We start from the raw sequence: 18,218 nt of genomic DNA, 5'->3' as shown, positions 1-18,218 counted from the left end.
ACATCTTAGGTCTACTAAGGAGACGCTAGCCATGCTATCTCGTTTATTAAAAGCAAAAATCCATCGTTGTGTCGTAACACAAGCAGAATTACATTATGAAGGTTCTTGTGCGATCGATGGCATTCTTTTGGATTTAGCCGGTATCCGCGAATATGAAGAAATTCACATGTGGAACGTGACGAATGGTAAGCGTTTTACAACGTATGCAATTCGTGGTGAAGAAGGTTCTGGCATCATTTCTGTAAATGGTGGCGCTGCACTTCAAGCTGACGTTGGCGACCTAATGATTATTGCAACATTTGGTGATTTCACTGAAGCTGAAGCAAATGCGCATAAACCGCGTTTAGTGTATGCAAACCCAAATAATACTGTAAACCACACAGCGAACTGTATTCCTGTTCAAGTGGCTTAAGTCCAAGATTTTAAAAAACCCGCACATCTGCGGGTTTTTATATGCCTGATGTTCTAAGCATCTGTATCTACGAATGACTTTTAGCAACCCTCGATTAGATTTATATAGCAGACTTTTTTACGCCATTTTGCCATTTTTGTTGTGCCTCACAATTTAAGCTCTGCAATTGCTCATCGACTAAATCAGCCAATACAGGCTTGCCTTGTGCCGACACTTTAAATAATGCAAAACGCGCTTGCTCATAACAACTGGCCAAACCTTCTGCAAAAAAATAACTATCTGATGCTGGGAATGGAAGTTCTCCGCTCCCCATCTTAAGCTGTAAAGGATAAATACGCCCCTGTCCTAATAAATCTTGTCGTTTAAAACTGGTTTTTAAAACACGCTCCTGACTATCTATAAGCACATAAGCCAAAGCTAATGCTCCTCGAGGTGCTTGTACAGTGCCTACAAAATTTAAGTCATAACGCAAAGCCATATAGTCGCCCTGTAGCAATGCGCGCGGATCGACGGGTGCTAAAGACACATAAATGCTTTGCCCTGTAGCTAAATGTTGCTCATTCTTTGCAATTAAGGCACCAAATAAAATTAAGCTTAGTCCTGCCAAAAAGATTGGAATTATTTTTTTCATATCACGTCCTGTGCTGTATTGACCAACTGATTACGGCGTACCAAATATCGCAACACCAATACAGCCAGACCTGATAAAAAGATGGTGAGGCTTTTTGCAAGAAAGCTGAGACCCAAGAAATAATACAGATGAAAAAGTAAAAGGCAGAGCACCACAATACTCAACGCATAGATCAGCCGATCTCGATGCTCAAGCCCCCAAGCCAGCACCAATACACAAAGGAAAATTTCAAAATACCCTAAGGCCAATAAAACCATAGAAAAAATAAACCAAAGTGCCAACTGAAAAGGACTGAATGTCTGCGAACAATAGCGCTTATAAACATAGCCAAACACCAGCCACCATAGGCCTGCAAAAAGCAACTGCCCCCACCATGCTACGGTAATGAGTCCACCTGAAATGGCGAATAAATCACGCCCCATCATGAGTGATGCAGGACCAATGAACAGCACACATAAGCCCCAAAGTAATAGGCTTCGTTGATATTTTTGGTCCAACTTCAGCAAAGCGATGAGAATCAAGCCATAGATGCCGTAATGCACCCCATACCAGCACCAGCTAAAAGCGACCTGATGCATCTGCCACTCATACACCGCAAAATATAAACTCAGCAAAAGCATAGAATAAAAAGACAGTAGCTGTAGCCACAGCAACCATGCACGCAAGCGTAATAAATAAGTGATCAATATTAAGGGTGGCATGACCAGCATGGCCCATACTGGATTTTCTGTCAGCCCAAACACGCCACCATACATACCCACTTGTGAAAATATCAGTAAGCTATACAACAGTTGATTTTTAAAGTGTTGAGCAAGTTTATCCCCTTTTCGAAATTGCAAAATAACAATCACATAAGCCACAACACCACACAGCAAGGCACCCCATGCAGAGCGAACCATGCCAAAAACAAAGGCCGAAAGAAAAAGTCCTGCTAACCATGCACCAATACCTAAGGGAATAGTACTGACATAAGATTTTGGTAAAACCTTTAGTATCACTTTTGTGATTAAGTAAAAAATGCCAAGACTCATCATCACCAGAATTAAGAAGCCAAAGCTACCTAAATTTAATTGTGAGACTAAACCATAGGCTATCCACATAAAGATGTTAATACCTATACCCGCACTCAACAGGCTAAAAGCCAAAGTGTCTTGCTTGTAGTAACTTTGCCAAGCCAGTAAAGACAGCGGTAGAAAAGCACAGACCCAGAATATAAACGCAGACTGATTCTCCGTAGAGAAAAAGCCAACCATGCTGACCACGGATAAAACAATAATCCAGAGCAAGGTATATTTTTCTAAAGCGCGATATTGCCAAGATGCCAGTAGCCACATCCCGCTCCACCAAAGTAGTAGCACAACAATACTTTGCCAGCCTTTAAATCCCAACTGAACAGAAGCAAGATAAAGTGTTAGAAATCCTGTTAAACCCAGTAAAATAAAAATCCCTGTATTTGGGCGATATAACCAAGGAACTAACAGCACAGACCACAGCAAAAATAACAAATAACTATTGGCACCCGTTTGATACACCTGACCAATGACCGCAAGGGATAAACCTAACATTAACCCACATAAAGTATGCAAGCTTTGTATGATGCTTTCTGATGCATGAGATAAATAAACACTGGCAATCGCAAGTATAAAAAGTAATATCTGTGGCAAAGCCAGCTGAATAGAGTGCGGTAGCATCCACCAATTGGCTGCAATTAAATACAAGATACTCACACCCAATAAGCTAAAACCGATGGCAGTTAAATGTTGCTGAAAATTCTGCCGATTCAGTAAATTTTCCATAATATCGATCCAACCTTATTTTTATTTTGAGGTGATTTAAAGCTCAGCACTTCACACCTTTTTCATCATTTTTTTCTTTTTTATAGTGCATAAATAAATTACCCTCTAACACTATGATTTATCCCCCAGCTTAAAGAGATCTGCTAAATAACACCAGTACGTATTGAATATAGGCATCACCCAGTAACAGCCTAAATACCATTTTTGCTCAAATCATTTGCCTAGTCATACAGAAAAGCTGGCCTTTATGGATAATAAGCATATAATCAAATGACATCGCTTCAGGGCGGGGTGTAATTCCCCACCGGTGGTAATTGGGTTAAATAAATTGCCCATAGCCCACGAGCCAATGTACTTTATGGTGCATAGCAGATTTGGTGAGATTCCAAAGCCGACGGTATAGTCCGGATGAAAGAAGACGACGTCACATCTTAATATCTTGAAATTTTCAAGTTATGCCGTAACGCCACACTATTTCACATGTCCTGAAATGTTCAACCGTACCTTAAAACTTACGAGAGCGTTTCAATGTCTAGTTTAATGCAACCCGAAATTTTCTTTGTAGCACTTCCCCCTTCAGAGCAACGTGTATTACAAGCACTTGAAGATATGCGCCAAGGCAAACCTGTTTTGGTCATGGATGATTTTGACCGTGAAAATGAAGCTGACCTCATTGTGGCAGCTGAAACACTGAATGTCGAAACCATGGCACGCATGATTCGTGATGGATCTGGGATTGTTTGCCTCACACTCACCAATACACTGGCAGATCATTTAGCCTTACCACCAATGGTTGCAGATAATTCAAGCCAATTTAAAACCGCTTTTACCGTGACCATTGAAGCTGCCGAAGGTGTGACTACAGGCGTATCAGCCCAAGACCGCACCACCACTATTCATGCAGCCATTAAAGATGGTGCTGTGGCTCGTGATTTAAATCGTCCTGGACACGTATTTCCATTACGTGCGCGTGATGGTGGTGTACTCACTCGTCGTGGACATACCGAAGGCAGTGTAGATCTGGCACGTTTAGCGGGTCTTAAACCAGCGGGCGTTCTCTGTGAAGTGACTAATCCGGATGGCTCAATGGCATCTGGTATTCAAGTCCTGTCCTACGCAGAAAAACATGCTTTAACATTAATTACTATTGATGAAATTGTTCAATACCGTTTGGCACATCAACTCTAATTAATGTCTTTTTGAAGAAAAGCCCATCCTCTGTGTTGGGCTTTTCTATATGTATTTAATTTCACAGATGATTCATTCTATATAAAACCAATCGCAAGCAGTTGCATACATGCTAGATCTGCACAGCCTGACTCTAAAATAGAGTAATTTCCTTCTTACCGGCCACTCATTCTTTCGTTTTAGTGTGCCACACAGCTAGACCATACTCTGGCCACGGTTTACTACTGCGCCAATTATTCACCATATAAGCTACAACAACCAAACTCACGGCACCAGATAACACTGGAAATAATAAAAACCACCAATCGTAGTGCTGTATATGTACGGTCAATAAAATGACCAATGGATTTGCACCTGCTGGCGGATGTACACATCTAAAAAATTGCATACAACAAATAGCCAGCCCGACAGTAATAGCAATACTGAAAGTATTAACTGGAAAATATAGCGCAACACATAAACCTATAGCCGCAGACACCACATGCCCAAAAATCACATTCCGTGGCTGTGCCAATGGCGACTGAGGTACCGCATACAACAATACACAACTCGCACCAAAAGGTGCCATGATCCATGCATGATGTGAATACTGCCCGATGAGCAACAAAATAAAAATGCTGAGCGTCCCCCCACAAAATCCGCGTAGCAGTGCCTGTCCTGAGGGTTTAGGCGCTAGTTTCTCTTTACTGGCCAATATATTCATCCTTATTTCCTCTTGATTGATCTTAGATACCGCGCGCGCTATAATTAAAATAGTACAGATCTGTACTATTTGTAAATATACTATTTCAAATGAGGCAATAGCACGATGTCTAAATCAGCACAGAAAATATTAAAAACCGCTGAACAGCTGTTTAATCAGCAAAGCTTTAGTGCTGTTGGTGTCGATCTTATTCGGGATGAATCTGGGTGTTCTAAAACGACGCTATACACATATTTTAAAAATAAGCACCAGTTGGTTTACAGCGTATTACAAGCGCGTGATGAACGCTTTCGACAAAGCCTGCTCTCTAGCGTTCAAGAACTTGATGGCATAAAGGCCTTAGAAAAAATTTATGACTGGCATATCAACTGGTTTCAGGCAGATCACTTTAAAGGTTGCCTGTTTGTGCGGGCTGTGAGTGAATCAAATGCTGAAGATACAGATATCCTTGCCATTTCTCAGGCGCATAAGCAATGGATCCGCGATTTGATCCAAAACAAAACCACCCATCTTCCTCAGCAACAGGAAATAAGCGCCCTATTTTATCTTCAGCTTGAAGGCCTCATCAGCACAGTATTGATCGATGGCTTTAATGCACAAATGTGCAACCAACAAAAAGCGCTGATCTTTCAATTAATTGATTTATTAATAGCCCAGCCTTCAAAATAAAGCACTATAAATACCGTATAAAGCAACCACAACCAGTACGGCGCCACAGATTCCCAGTAATTTTGGGTACACGGCGGAGCCTGATAAACGATTAAACGCTAGATAAACCAAAGACAGCGTGGCGAAATCTAAAATAATCCAGCTGATGGTTAAAATGCTCAGGCTCAAATTCAAATCAGCTGTAATACCTGTAAATTGCGGAAAGAAAGATGCAAAGAAAATAATATCTTTAGGATTGGAAATACCCACCAGCAAACCTTGCTTAAAACCGCCTTGCGTATCGGATAGCGCCACCTGATTTTGTTCGGGTTGAGCCTCACGTGCTTCTTTTAAAACCTGTAGGCCAATATAAGCAATATAGATACACCCCAATATTTTAATTGCATTTAGCCATTGCTCATTAATATTCAATACGCCTTTTAAAATCAGTACAGACAATACAATCAGCACCAATGAGGCTAAATTCGTCCCAAAAATCGTTTGTAGCGCTTTTTTATAGCCTCCTTTTAATCCAGCGCTAGCCACCAAAAGCATGACTGGCCCAGGCGTTGCAATCATCACAATCACAGCAACACAATATAAAAAATATTCAGAGTAGTTCATATATAAATACCAAGATAACCTTATATCTCTTCATCAAAAAAAAGAGGACTATTCGTCCTCTTCTTCATATACCTTCAGTAAATGATGACTAATGCCATCTGCTCGTAAAAAGGCAAAATCATAGCTGGCTGTTGCCAGTGCCAATACACGACGTTCAAATTCTTCCCACAGCGGTCGCACTTGTTTATAGTGAATTCCAAGCCCACTATCATCGGTAAAATGACGGTTTTTTTCACACAGCTTTAAGGCATGATACAACTTGCGTCCTTGGCTCGCATCTGGACGTAAACGCACACGCTTAGACAGAACAAAACCTTCTACATGACGAAGATCCGCAAAAGGTAGCATAGGCACTAAAATTTGATCCAACTGTGCGTCTAAACGTTTCCACACAGCAGTTTGTTGTACTGAATTATAAGTATTCCACTGAATAACTTCATGATTGAATCGGCGACAGCCACGACATACTGCATCACCAAATACCGTTGAACAACGCCCTGCACATGGCGTAAGTGAAGCAATTCGACGGTCATTACTCAAAACAAACTCCTAAAATTCTGCTGTTGTTATTAAAACAAAACACAACGTGAGGCCCCGAATATACACGCAGTTGAGCACGAATAGAAGTCATTGCCTTGTACTGTTTTACTCGCATATTCCATCAATACACGTTAAAATACGCGCCTTTCGAAATTCCTATTTTTATTTTTCTATTTTTGGAGTACTCCATGAACGCTACTGTAGAACAGCTTGCACCTGTAGAACAGCAAGCGACCACTGGTTGGGTTGTTGCCGCGCTATATCAATTTAAAGAAGTTCAAGACGCAGCTGCGTTAAAAGAACGCCTGTTGAACTTAGTCGGCTCAATCAATTTGTGCGGTACTCTTATTGTGGCAGACGAAGGTATTAACGGCACGGTCGCGGGCGACCGCGTTGCAATTGATGCTGTACACCAATTCCTTTTAGACGAGGGCTTTACGTCTATGGAATACAAAGAGTCACACAGCGCGGAAAAACCTTTCCGGAAAATGAAAATTAAACTCAAAAAAGAAATTGTTACTTTAGGCGTAGAAGTTAAGCCACGTGATCTTGTGGGCCATTACTTAGACCCGAAAGAATGGAACGAGCTAATTGCACGTGACGATGTAATTTTAATTGATACACGTAATGACTACGAATATAAAGCTGGTACGTTCAAGGGTGCTGTTGACCCTAAAACAGAAACTTTCCGTGAATTTCCAGACTATGTAAAAAAAGAGTTGGAACAACACAAAGATAAAAAAATTGCGATGTTCTGTACTGGCGGTATTCGCTGTGAGAAATCAACATCACTACTTCTTCAAGAAGGCTTTAACGAAGTGTATCACCTCAAAGGTGGCATTCTAAAATACCTAGAAGAAACCCCGGCTGATGAAAGCTTATGGGAAGGCGAATGCTTTGTATTTGATGGACGTACAGCCGTAACACATGGTATGGAAGAAGGTGCAAACATTAAATGTCACGCATGTGGCTGGCCTCTTGTTCCTGCAGAAGTGGAGCTACCAAGCTATGAGCATGGGGTGTCTTGTGTTTACTGCATCAACAAAACAACAGACAAGCAAAAAGAAGGCTTCCGTATGCGTCAATCGCAAATTTTAGCAGCGAAACGTAAACGCCTCTAAAAGTGTAGTAAACCCATAAAATTAAAAAGCCCTCCAATGGAGGGTTTTTTATTGCACTTTATAAATAGCCAAAATGTTTTAAAAGACTCGTAAATACACAATTTACATGATTTTGTAACACACATGATATGGATTATCTTGCATACTCAAACACTATTTATTTTTACTTCATCTGATTATATTTGGACGTCCCATGAATTTAACCGAATGGATTTTAAGCATCATGCAACAACTCGGTTACTTGGGTATCGCTTTCCTGATGTTTCTAGATAATGTCTTTCCACCGATTCCCTCAGAAATTATTATGCCCTCAGCGGGCTATACCGCATCACAAGGTCAACTTCTACTCACAGGCGTAATTATTGCAGGAAGTGTTGGATCTCTTGTGGCTGCTGCTGTGCTGTACTGGGTGGGCTATAAGTTCAATCACGACAGCATTTTTTGCTGTGTCGATAAATACGGAAAGTATTTGTTTATAAAAACTGAAGATGTTAAAACTGCATTAGCATGGTTCGAGCAATATGGTCATCGCATTGTGTTTTTTGGCCGTATGATTCCTGCGGTACGCTCACTGATTAGCATTCCAGCAGGCATGAGTCGCATGCCTTTTTGGAAGTTCATGCTCTACAGTAGCTTAGGTACGGTTATTTGGACCACTTTTTTAGCCTGTGTCGGCTATTACTTTGGTGAAAACCAAGCACTGATGCATGAAATCTTTAGTCGTGTTGGCTATGTAATTATTGCAATCGTGATAGTTGTGATGATCTGGATTCTATACCGTCGCCAACAACGCAAAAATCGTGCGCAACAAAACAAATAAAAGTATTAACCGCTGAGTGAGACATAAAGTCGCTCTATGTGCGTTTTGTATTTCTCAATCATCACTTATACTTATATTATAAAAAATTGCCGTCTTGTTATGGCTTCTCATTTAAATAACACTCGAATATAAACACGAATGAAAAAATACATTATTTACTTTTCTATCGCCTATTTAGCTGCAATGGTACTCATGGCTGTCATTATTTACTTCCTTGACATACCTAACGGCACCTCAGTTGCTAGCATTATGGCCGCAGGATTTGCCACAGCCAGTAAATTTGTACAAGATCAACAAAGAGTCCCTAACGCTGAAGAAAAGAAACAACTCATTTGGGGCTGTCTGATCTCTTCAATTATGATTAGCCTGATCTCTTCAGTAATCGTCGTACTTGCTATATTTAAATCTATTTCAGCTTTTAGCGTATTAAGTGCAGTACCACTATGGGTAATTGCGTTAGCATTTGGATTCACGTTCCTCATTCATTATGCACTACTGGCTCTAAGCTTTGGTTGGATGAGTAAAAATGTACTTAAAGGCTTAGAAAAGCAGAAAAAGCGCAAATCTTAAATACTACAACAGAAGATTAGTCATAAAAAAGCACCCGAATTGGTGCTTTTTTTATGACTTATTTGAATTAGTTTGGTGTGTGATACATCAAATACAATTCATTTAAGTTCTCTGGAATCTCTTCTGCAAGTTCATCCATTAACTGACCATTACGGCGGAAGGTTTCCATTTGAGGGTCTTCTTCATCGATACCACTGAAGACCATAATTGGTAAAGTTAAATCAACCAATTGTTCCTCAAATTCAGGCGCGAACCATGCTTCTTCATTAAGGAACATGGCGTCAACAAAACCAACGCTCCAATCGCCAAGGCTAGATTCAACATCTGCTTCTTCAATTTCAAAAGGAAATTCAATTCCTTCTTCATTGGCTAAATTTTGACGAATCGAATCCAACCAAGCTTCAACTTGCGCAATAATATCTGCTGGCACCTTTTTTTGGTTACCTTCAAATAACTCATTTAGCCACTTATCAAATTTAGGGCCAACTGCAATTGCGCACAAGAAACCATGAGTTGCAGCAAAATCCAGACCAAACTCATTCTGATCGCCGTCTAGATAGTCGCTCAAACGGTCTAAATCTAAAGCACTCATTTTATATCCACAAATATACAAACTTAATGTGTAAGCATAGCATTTAAAAACACTCTGCAAAAACTGATTTTAGTCGTCTTCATCGCCAAAATCGTCGTCATCGTCAAAGTCATAGTCAAAATCTTTGAGTTCACGCTCTAAACGACGTTGTGCAAGAAGTTCATCAATCAGGCGACGTTTTTCTAGCGATTCTTTAGCGCTAATTTTTCCGCCGGCCTCATCGAAATTAACATCATCATCACCGTAGTTATCATCTAGTTCAAAATCTGTCGAAGACACTGAAACTACCTCATAATGAAAAAAATTAAAGGGGTCTAGGCGCTATTTATATGGGTTATAGAACCTTGTCAAGTTTTATTTGTGTTTTTAGGTGTTAAAGCCGTAAATTGGCCTTTTTTCTTAGCCTCAGTTATGGCATGATATAATCCACCCTGCGTCTTTCAGTTTTATGACGATCGAGATGATCTCATCTGACCAAATGCGCACGGGATGAACTTGAAAACAACAATTTCAGCCCCACCTAAATTACTGAATTTAATTTTTTAATATTTCATTGAAGCGTCTTTCAACTAAGACCGAATATTCAATGGAATAAGCAAGCTATTGATAAATTTTTATTGAGATGAATCGTATTAGTTTATTAAAACTTTACGATTTTAATGTCCTAGATTCAACGAAGAGTAAGCATAGATGAGCGATATGAATTCCCCTACTTCCCAAGTAGCGGCGCTGATTAGCCGAGGCAAAGAACAAGGTTACTTAACTTTCGCTGAGGTCAACGATCATCTTCCGGATTCAATCACAGAAAGCGAACAGATTGAAGACATCATTCAAATGTTGAATGACGTCGGTATTCCTGTACATGACCGTGCACCTGAAACTGATGATGCCATGTTTGAGGGTGGTAGCGACGCAACAGATGAAGTTGCTGAAGAAGAAGCCGCTGCTGTACTCGCATCAGTTGAAAATGAACCAGGTCGTACGACTGACCCAGTTCGTATGTATATGCGTGAAATGGGTACAGTTGAGCTACTGACGCGCGAAGGCGAAATTAGCATTGCGAAACGAATCGAAGAAGGTATTCGTGACGTTTTAAACTCAATCGCTTATTGGCCAAATGCCGTTGAAGTGGTTTTAAAAGAATATAAAGATTACGAAGCGGGTGAACGTCGCCTTGCTGATATTTTATCTGGTTATTTAGACCCTGAAACTGATGAAGATATTCCTGAAGTTTTAGAAGATGAGTCTGAAGATCTAGACGAAGATGATGCATCATCAAGTAAATCAACCAAAGATGTAAAATTGGATGATGACGATGAAGAAGAAGAATCTGAAAGTGATGATGATTCTGAAGGTGATTCTGGCCCAGACCCTGAAATTGCCAAAGCACGTTTTACTGAATTAGAAAACGCGTGGACAAATACTAAAGCACTGGTTGCAAAACACGGTCGTAATAGTAAAGAAGGTAAACAAGCACTCGAAGATTTAGCTGCTGTGTTTATGATGTTTAAATTTACGCCTCGCCTATTCGACATCATTTCTGAAATGATTCGTGGTACACATGAACAAATTCGTACCTCAGAACGTGAAGTAATGCGTTATGCAGTACGTCGTGGTCGTATGGATCGTACGCTATTCCGTACATCATTCCCAGGTCAAGAATCTAACCAAGCTTGGTTAGATGAGCAAATTGCGAAAGCACCTGCAGAAATGAAAGGCTACTTAGAAAAAGTACGTCCTGATATTCTAGCCTTCCAACAAAAAATTGCAGATATTGAAAAAGATCTCAATTTAAGCGTTAAAGAAATTAAAGAAATTTCTAAACGTATGGCTGTAGGCGAAGCGAAAGCGCGCCGTGCTAAAAAAGAAATGGTCGAAGCGAACTTACGTCTTGTAATCTCGATTGCGAAAAAATACACCAACCGTGGTCTACAATTCCTCGACTTGATTCAAGAAGGTAACATCGGTTTGATGAAAGCGGTAGATAAGTTTGAATACCGTCGTGGTTATAAGTTCTCAACTTATGCAACATGGTGGATTCGTCAGGCCATTACCCGTTCAATTGCCGATCAAGCACGTACCATTCGTATTCCTGTGCACATGATTGAAACGATTAACAAGATTAACCGTGTATCTCGTCAATTGCTTCAAGAAATGGGCCGTGAGCCAACCCCTGAAGAATTAGGCGAACGTCTAGAAATGGACGAAGTTAAAGTTCGTAAAGTCCTCAAAATTGCCAAAGAACCGATTTCTATGGAAACGCCAATTGGTGATGATGAAGATTCGCATCTGGGTGATTTCATTGAAGATGGTAACATTACTTCTCCAATTGATGCAGCAACCTCTGAAGGCTTGAAAGAGGCAACACGTGAAGTTTTAGAAAACTTGACTGAACGTGAAGCGAAAGTCTTAAAAATGCGTTTTGGTATTGATATGCCAACGGATCATACTTTAGAAGAAGTCGGTAAACAGTTTGACGTAACACGTGAACGTATTCGTCAGATTGAAGCCAAAGCTTTGCGTAAATTACGTCATCCATCTCGTTCTGAACACTTACGTTCGTTCCTTGAGAATGACTAACCCATCAGTGGGATAATACAGGCTTGATTATGGGGGAAGCTCCCCCATAATAAGAGCATGTAGCAAATGAATCAAAATACCTGCGCATTGCAGGTATTTTTAATATTGAGGTGTCCTATGACTGACATGACTGATCGCACTCCATCACGTGAATTACAAGAGCATCTTTGGGTGTTTCCAATGGACTACCCTATTAAACTGATTGGTAATGCGGGTGATGAACTTCGCCAAGCCGTGAATGATATTTTTATTAAACATTTTCCAGAATTTGACGGCACAGCTATGACTGTAACGCCTTCACGCACTGGTAAATATCATTCAATTACTGCACAGCTTCGTTTTGAAGAGCTTGAGCAAGTGCATGCTGTATATGCAGACCTTGCAGCTTGTCCTCTCATCAAAACGGCACTCTAATAAAAACACGCTTTCGGGCGTGTTTTTTTATGCTTACTTTATTGCCTAGCGCATATACAAAATCTGCCCTCAGCTCCCCTTATCTCATCTAATTTATCTATAATAGATTTTAAATAGAGCATTTCTTAAGGATTTAAAATCGTGGAGATTGAAGCTAAACCACAACTCATTATTCGTCATTACACTCAGTTAACGTCTTATGAAGATCGTTTTCTGGAAATGAAACAATTGACCGAACAACGTGACGAAAATACGCCAGATGAATTGTGGATTTTGCAACATCATGATGTCCTAACGCAGGGCCAAGCAGGTAAACCCGAACACATTTTATTGCACAGTAATATTCCAGTGGTGCAAAGTGATCGTGGTGGCCAAGTGACATGGCATGGTCCGGGTCAGCTTGTTGCATATTTTATGTTTGACTTAAATCGCTTAGGTTGGAATGTACGCACTTTAGTCAGCTATGCTGAAAATCTCATGATCGATTTGCTTAAAAAATATGGCATTGAAGCATACGCCAAAGCAGATGCACCTGGGGTATATGTTGATGAACGAAAAATTGGCTCACTTGGCTTTAAAATTCGTAAAGGTCGCTCTTATCACGGCTTAGCATTGAACATCGACTGCGACCTATTTGGTTTTCATACGATTAATCCATGTGGCTATGCAGGCTTAGAAATGGTTCGTGTACAAGACCTTGTCGAAGACTATCCAAAATTTGAAAACTTATGCGTCGATATGATTGAAACCTTGCAAAACAGCGGTTACTTTAAAGACGTTCAGATTGAACAAAAATAAAGCCTTTGCTTTCATAGATAAAATAAATTAGAGTATTTACTCTAAATAAATAATATTTTGAAAAGGGATGAATACGTGATTGCAACTAAATCCGTCAAGCCCGCTTTGCAGCTAGCCTATGTCAAACTCATGATGGACGTGATTGGCAGAGGCTTAGTGATGGCGAGCCAAGTCGATGCAGAAGTCAAACAGGAAGTCGCTCAATTTCCAGATCATTTCACACTCTCTATGAATGTATTTCCCAATGGACCTGCATTCATTGCGCGTGTGACAGCAGATAAAAAACTGGAATTAGTTCCTGATTTAGTGACTAAGCCAGATTTAACCATTACTTTTAAGCATCTTAATCATGCATTTTTGGTGTTTTCATTTCAAGAAAGTACCGCACAAGCATTTGCCAATGACCGTATGATTGCCAATGGCGATATTTCTTATGCCATTCGACTGGTACGTTGCTTGAATAAAATGGAAGCGCTGATTTTGCCAAAACTGGTTGCAGAATTAGCTGTCAAAGAATATCCAAACGATTTAAGCCTAAAAGAAAAATTAACTGGAGCTGCAAATATCTATCTTAAGGTAGCTCAATCCTATTTCAAGCGGAGCGCATAACCCATGGCTAAACCCTATTACGAATTTTTTTGTCCAGTTAAAGTCATTGCTGGGCATGCTGCGCTAGAGCATATCCCTTTTGAACTTGCGACTTTAGGTGCGACTCGTCCATTAATTATTACCGACAAAGGCGTACGTAGTAACAACTTACTTGCACCGATTGAAGCTGCTTTTGAATCAAGTGAAACAGTGATTGGGCATATTTTTGACGATGTACCTCCAGATTCAAGCCTTGAGACTGTACGTAAAGCCGCTCAGCTTTATCGCGATAACAATTGCGATGCGATTATTGCTGTGGGTGGTGGCTCAGTTATTGATACCTCTAAGGCCACGAATATTTTAGTGTCCGAAGGTGGAGATGACCTGCTGAAATACTCAGGTGCACATAACCTACCAAAACCTTTAAAGCCATTTTTTGTGATTCCTACTACCTCGGGAACGGGTTCAGAAGTGACTATGGTTGCCGTGGTTTCGGATAATCAAAAAAATGTCAAAATGCCATTTGCATCGTATTATTTGATGCCACATGCGGCCATTTTAGACCCGCGTATGACGCAAACACTACCACCGCACCTTACTGCGATGACAGCAATGGATGCAATGACGCATGCGGTAGAAGCCTATACCTGCCTTGCTGCCAATCCAATATCTGATGCTTATGCAACAGCTGCTATTAAAAAAGTAAGTAATCATTTATTTAACGTGCTGGATAATCCAACCGATGCACAAGGTCGCTTGGAATTAGCCCAAGCTTCTACCATGGCTGGTATTGCATTTTCTAACTCTATGGTTGGTTTAGTTCACTCGCTTGGTCATGCGTTGGGTGCAGTTGCACACTTGCCCCACGGCTTATGCATGAATCTTTTCTTGCCTTATGTACTGGAATACAACAAAGAAGTGAATGCAGATAAAATTGCGGATTTGCTACTTCCACTGGCTGGCCCAGATATTTACTCACAAACACCTGCTCACTTACGCGCCGACAAAGCGATTTCTACAATTTTAGCTATGCGTGATCGTATTTACAGCCTTACTAAATTACCACGCACACTAAGTGAAACAGGTAAAGTGACTCAAGCACAGCTTGATGAGGTTGCAGAAAAAGCATTAAATGATGGTTCGATCATTTATAATCCAAAAGAAGCAACACTCAAAGATTTGAAAACTATCTTAGAAAAAGCTTGGTAATTACTGAAAAATAAGCCAATATAGCGAAAATTTCAGCCTGATGTTTTTTTAAGCATCAGGCTTTTATCTGTAAGCCTTTAAAACAGCGACTTTCACTTTATCTTCATGTAAGTTGGCATGTTTTCTGCTCAGAAAAGAAATAAAATCACTGGCAAAAATTTACATCTTGGAGTAAATTGGCGCACTTTTGTTTCAAAATGTAGGGGGGATCGTTCGTCTCAAACGATCCTGACACGATAAGACTGATCCTTGATCAACGATTAAGAGGATAACGCCGTTGACAAATTTATCTGGGACTCAATCGGCAGCTAAACTGCAAAAAACACTTGGGCTTTGGCACATCATCATCATTGGTTTGGCTTATATCCAACCCATGACCCTATTTGACACGTTCGGCTTAGTTTCCGAAGAAAGTCATTTCCATGTGCCTACCTCTTATATTATTGCTTTAATTGCAATTTTATTTACATCTATTAGCTATGGTCATATGATCCGTCGCTACCCTTCTTCGGGTTCGGCATATACCTACGCGCAAAAGTCAATTCACCCAAACGTTGGTTTCATGGTGGGTTGGTCATCTTGGCTTGACTATTTATTGTCGCCAATGGTCAACATTATTCTGGCGGTCATTTACCTAGAAGCACTCTTCCCTTCAGTAAATCACTGGGTTTGGGTAGTTGTCCTCACTGCATTTATGACTGGTATTAACCTGCGTGGTGCTCGCTTCGTTGCGAACTTTAACAGCTTAATTGTTTTAATTCAGCTGATCGTGATTGGCGCATTCACTTGGTTGGTTTACAGCAAACTTCAGGCCGGCTTCAATGCGGATGGCCCAATTACAGCAGAAACACGTGCACAATTGTGGAGCCTAGAACCATTTTGGAATGAATTAACCAGCGTAGGTGCACTGATTACTGGTGCAACTTTACTGTGTTTCTCATTCACAGGTTTTGATTCATTAAGTTCACTTGCCGAAGAAACTAAAGATACTGAAAAAACACTTCCTAAAGCGATTTTCTTAACAGCGCTGATTGCAGGTGTCATTTTCATTATCAGTACTTATTTCATGCAATTGTACTTCCCTTCTGCACCAGGAACATACTTCAAGAATATTGCCGAAACACAACCAGAAATTTTATTGCTTGTGGGTGGTTCATTATTCCAATCTTATGTACTTGCATTTGCGATCGTTACCGTTATGGCATCAGGTATCTCTGCACATGCAGGTGTATCACGCTTAATGTACGTTATGGGTCGTGACGGTGTCATTAATAAGAAGATCTTTGGTCATATTAGTCCAAAAAACTTCACACCGTCTTACAACATTATGATTGTCGGTGTTGTCGCTTTAACAGCTGGCTTTATGGATCTTGATATTGTAATTTCTATGATCAGCTTCGGTGCCTTAACTGCATTTACCTTCGTGAACCTTTCAGTGATTTCACGCTACGCATTGCGTGATGGCCGTACCAAAAACTTCAAAGATATCTTTAGTTTTGTGATCATTCCAATGTGTGGTTTCCTCAGTATCTTTGCCATGTGGTTAGAGATTGAAGAAACAGCTCTGAAATACGGTTTATGGTGGGCAATGTTTGGTATCTTGTACCTTGGTTATAAAACCAAGGGCTTTAAGCACCCTGCACCACAGCATAATGAATTTGAATAATCTTCAAATTTTGCATACCTCATAAAAATATTCTTTTCCACCTACAGAGGTGGAAAAGAACACTTCAATCATCCAGACATCTTAATCATTTGAACATGATTAAATGATATGTCTCTTGAAAATATTCATGTTCAAATCGCGTTCTAGATGCCCAACGAATCTGATCACTTTAACGTAATCGACAATTAAAGCCCATTTTCGTATCTACAATATTATTTTGATAACCTAATGCTCCTATAAAAGCATTGCGGTCATCCAGCAACTTTTGATCTGCCTCATTAAGTCTAGTTCGATTCGCTACTGCGCCTTTATAAGCATCATCAACAGTATGCTGAAAAATACCACAAACTTCCTGACGCTTATTCTTTTTCAGTTGTCGGCCCGAAATCCAACTACGCTCGAAATCATCAGGTTTTAATGTTTTTCCCCATTCTTCAATTCGCTGATTTTGTCGCTCAGCCAACATTTTTAGCCCATTTTGAATTTCATCAGCTTTTAGTGGGGCTATTTCTGTTTCTTGCTGTGGTACTAGTGGATCAGCAGCATACGCAACTGAAAAAAATATAGCCAATGCAATAAAAGACCCTGCTGTTAAATTATTAGCAAGCATATCCAACGTTATCCTGAATAATTACTTATGATGTTGATTTATTTATACACAATTCTGGTCCTAATCTGAATCTTTACAGACGACTGCTTACATAATTGCAATCTTTAGCCTTAAATCTCAGGTTGTTGAAAAGACTTCATTTAATATAACTAAAAACTAAAAAACCGCTCAATTGAGCGGTTTTTAAATCGATAATATATTATACCAATTCTTTAAAATCTTGCTGACGCCAAGCTTCATATAAAATCACAGCTGTTGCATTCGATAAATTCAAGCTACGAGAATTGGCAGCCATCGGCAAACGAATCCAATGTTCTTTAGGGAACATCATACGCACATCTTCAGGTAAACCTCGTGTTTCTGGCCCCATAAGTAATGCTACTGGGCGGTTTAAATTCGAAGTATGCGGTGTTTCAGTACCTTTGGTGGTTAAGGGATAAATTGCATCCTGCGCAATTCCTACACTCTCCAAATGTGATAAACACTCTGCAAAGTTTTCCCATACTTTCATGTGTGCCCATTCGTGATAATCCAACCCCGCGCGACGCAACTTTTTATCATCTAACTCAAAGCCTAGTGGCTTCACTAGATGTAATTGCGCTCCTGTATTGGCACATAAACGAATGATATTCCCTGTATTTGCAGGAATTTCTGGCTCGTATAAAACAACATGAATCACAGGATTTACTCTACTCTTTTCAATGTCGC

At 40.1% G+C, this 18,218-nt stretch carries 21 protein-coding genes and 1 riboswitch; of the genes, 12 read left to right on the top strand and 9 right to left on the bottom strand.

The genetic code is table 11. The annotated features are described in order from the left end of the window. Nucleotides 1-31: 31 nt before the first annotated feature. Nucleotides 32-412 (top strand): aspartate 1-decarboxylase, encoded by a 381-nt coding sequence (panD, locus tag D9K81_RS02520; RefSeq protein WP_067668515.1) that lies wholly within the window; start codon nucleotides 32-34, stop codon nucleotides 410-412. 100 nt (nucleotides 413-512) lie between these two features. Here panD and D9K81_RS02515 read toward each other — a convergent pair whose 3' ends face one another. Both D9K81_RS02515 and D9K81_RS02510 read right to left on the bottom strand, forming a co-directional pair. Next, nucleotides 513-1,043: a GDYXXLXY domain-containing protein gene (locus D9K81_RS02515; RefSeq protein WP_120373808.1), complete on the bottom strand. Its 531-nt coding sequence runs from the start codon at nucleotides 1,041-1,043 to the stop codon at nucleotides 513-515. Beyond that, the gene (locus tag D9K81_RS02510) at nucleotides 1,040-2,839 is read right to left on the bottom strand and encodes a DUF2157 domain-containing protein (RefSeq protein ID WP_120373809.1); all 1,800 of its coding nucleotides are present in this window, start codon (nucleotides 2,837-2,839) and stop codon (nucleotides 1,040-1,042) included. The genes D9K81_RS02515 and D9K81_RS02510 overlap by 4 nt, the downstream gene beginning before the upstream one ends. Nucleotides 2,840-3,113: 274 nt before the next feature. After that, nucleotides 3,114-3,263: riboswitch (FMN riboswitch) on the top strand. A 104-nt stretch (nucleotides 3,264-3,367) separates the two neighbouring features. On the opposite strand from D9K81_RS02510, the gene ribB reads away from it, so the two are divergent. Next, nucleotides 3,368-4,027: a 3,4-dihydroxy-2-butanone-4-phosphate synthase gene (ribB, locus tag D9K81_RS02505; protein ID WP_120373810.1), complete on the top strand. Its 660-nt coding sequence runs from the start codon at nucleotides 3,368-3,370 to the stop codon at nucleotides 4,025-4,027. A gap of 166 nt (nucleotides 4,028-4,193) precedes the next feature. On the opposite strand, the gene D9K81_RS02500 is transcribed toward ribB, so the two are convergent. Continuing rightward, entirely contained in the window at nucleotides 4,194-4,730 is a 537-nt protein-coding gene (locus tag D9K81_RS02500; RefSeq protein ID WP_120373811.1) for an HPP family protein, read from the bottom strand. A gap of 105 nt (nucleotides 4,731-4,835) precedes the next feature. On the opposite strand from D9K81_RS02500, the gene D9K81_RS02495 reads away from it, so the two are divergent. Continuing rightward, nucleotides 4,836-5,399 carry a TetR/AcrR family transcriptional regulator gene (locus D9K81_RS02495; protein WP_120373812.1) on the top strand — a complete coding sequence of 188 codons (564 nt, stop codon included), beginning with the start codon at nucleotides 4,836-4,838 and terminating at the stop codon, nucleotides 5,397-5,399. Here the strand turns inward: D9K81_RS02495 and D9K81_RS02490 are convergent. Then, nucleotides 5,391-6,002 carry a LysE family translocator gene (locus D9K81_RS02490; protein WP_120373813.1) on the bottom strand — a complete coding sequence of 204 codons (612 nt, stop codon included), beginning with the start codon at nucleotides 6,000-6,002 and terminating at the stop codon, nucleotides 5,391-5,393. The genes D9K81_RS02495 and D9K81_RS02490 overlap by 9 nt on opposite strands. Before the next feature lie 48 nt (nucleotides 6,003-6,050). Next, nucleotides 6,051-6,542, bottom strand: a complete 492-nt coding sequence (locus tag D9K81_RS02485) for a DUF1289 domain-containing protein (protein ID WP_120373814.1) — start codon at nucleotides 6,540-6,542, stop codon at nucleotides 6,051-6,053. A gap of 188 nt (nucleotides 6,543-6,730) precedes the next feature. Between D9K81_RS02485 and trhO the strand changes: the two genes are divergently transcribed. The 3 genes from trhO to D9K81_RS02470 all read left to right on the top strand — a co-directional run bounded on the left by trhO (nucleotide 6,731) and on the right by D9K81_RS02470 (nucleotide 9,053). Beyond that, a complete protein-coding gene (trhO, locus tag D9K81_RS02480) occupies nucleotides 6,731-7,663 on the top strand; it encodes an oxygen-dependent tRNA uridine(34) hydroxylase TrhO (RefSeq protein ID WP_120373815.1) in 933 nt (310 codons plus the stop codon). Between the two features lie 193 nt (nucleotides 7,664-7,856). Beyond that, entirely contained in the window at nucleotides 7,857-8,483 is a 627-nt protein-coding gene (locus D9K81_RS02475) for a DedA family protein (RefSeq protein ID WP_120373816.1), read from the top strand. Nucleotides 8,484-8,621: 138 nt separating this feature from the next. Next, nucleotides 8,622-9,053, top strand: a complete 432-nt coding sequence (locus D9K81_RS02470; RefSeq protein ID WP_120373817.1) for an ABZJ_00895 family protein — start codon at nucleotides 8,622-8,624, stop codon at nucleotides 9,051-9,053. A 67-nt stretch (nucleotides 9,054-9,120) separates the two neighbouring features. Here D9K81_RS02470 and D9K81_RS02465 read toward each other — a convergent pair whose 3' ends face one another. After that, nucleotides 9,121-9,645, bottom strand: a complete 525-nt coding sequence (locus tag D9K81_RS02465) for a YecA/YgfB family protein (RefSeq protein ID WP_120373818.1) — start codon at nucleotides 9,643-9,645, stop codon at nucleotides 9,121-9,123. Between the two features lie 69 nt (nucleotides 9,646-9,714). Then, complete coding sequence (locus D9K81_RS02460; protein ID WP_106984504.1) at nucleotides 9,715-9,924, bottom strand: PA3496 family putative envelope integrity protein; 210 nt, start codon at nucleotides 9,922-9,924, stop codon at nucleotides 9,715-9,717. 411 nt (nucleotides 9,925-10,335) lie between these two features. On the opposite strand from D9K81_RS02460, the gene rpoD reads away from it, so the two are divergent. The 6 genes from rpoD to D9K81_RS02430 all read left to right on the top strand — a co-directional run bounded on the left by rpoD (nucleotide 10,336) and on the right by D9K81_RS02430 (nucleotide 16,900). Further along, a complete protein-coding gene (rpoD, locus tag D9K81_RS02455) occupies nucleotides 10,336-12,225 on the top strand; it encodes an RNA polymerase sigma factor RpoD (protein ID WP_120373819.1) in 1,890 nt (629 codons plus the stop codon). A 126-nt stretch (nucleotides 12,226-12,351) separates the two neighbouring features. After that, nucleotides 12,352-12,639 (top strand): YbeD family protein, encoded by a 288-nt coding sequence (locus D9K81_RS02450; RefSeq protein WP_120373959.1) that lies wholly within the window; start codon nucleotides 12,352-12,354, stop codon nucleotides 12,637-12,639. Between the two features lie 138 nt (nucleotides 12,640-12,777). Further along, nucleotides 12,778-13,437 carry a lipoyl(octanoyl) transferase LipB gene (lipB, locus tag D9K81_RS02445; RefSeq protein ID WP_171406861.1) on the top strand — a complete coding sequence of 220 codons (660 nt, stop codon included), beginning with the start codon at nucleotides 12,778-12,780 and terminating at the stop codon, nucleotides 13,435-13,437. A 75-nt stretch (nucleotides 13,438-13,512) separates the two neighbouring features. After that, on the top strand, nucleotides 13,513-14,046 hold the full coding sequence (locus tag D9K81_RS02440; protein ID WP_120373821.1) for a hypothetical protein: 534 nt from the start codon (nucleotides 13,513-13,515) through the stop codon (nucleotides 14,044-14,046). A 3-nt stretch (nucleotides 14,047-14,049) separates the two neighbouring features. Beyond that, nucleotides 14,050-15,234, top strand: a complete 1,185-nt coding sequence (locus tag D9K81_RS02435) for an iron-containing alcohol dehydrogenase (RefSeq protein ID WP_120373822.1) — start codon at nucleotides 14,050-14,052, stop codon at nucleotides 15,232-15,234. A gap of 277 nt (nucleotides 15,235-15,511) precedes the next feature. Further along, nucleotides 15,512-16,900 carry an APC family permease gene (locus D9K81_RS02430; RefSeq protein ID WP_120373823.1) on the top strand — a complete coding sequence of 463 codons (1,389 nt, stop codon included), beginning with the start codon at nucleotides 15,512-15,514 and terminating at the stop codon, nucleotides 16,898-16,900. 169 nt (nucleotides 16,901-17,069) lie between these two features. Here D9K81_RS02430 and D9K81_RS02425 read toward each other — a convergent pair whose 3' ends face one another. Both D9K81_RS02425 and D9K81_RS02420 read right to left on the bottom strand, forming a co-directional pair. Beyond that, a complete protein-coding gene (locus D9K81_RS02425; protein WP_227601967.1) occupies nucleotides 17,070-17,510 on the bottom strand; it encodes a hypothetical protein in 441 nt (146 codons plus the stop codon). A gap of 199 nt (nucleotides 17,511-17,709) precedes the next feature. Next, on the bottom strand, nucleotides 17,710-18,189 hold the full coding sequence (locus tag D9K81_RS02420; RefSeq protein WP_120373961.1) for a tRNA (cytidine(34)-2'-O)-methyltransferase: 480 nt from the start codon (nucleotides 18,187-18,189) through the stop codon (nucleotides 17,710-17,712). Nucleotides 18,190-18,218 lie beyond the last annotated feature (29 nt).

Origin of the sequence: Acinetobacter chengduensis (assembly GCF_003664645.1) — a bacterium.
Classification (GTDB): Bacteria; Pseudomonadota; Gammaproteobacteria; order Pseudomonadales; family Moraxellaceae; genus Acinetobacter; species Acinetobacter chengduensis.
The sequence above is the reverse complement of the archived record's forward strand: the minus strand, read 5'-3'. Positions and strand labels throughout refer to the sequence as shown.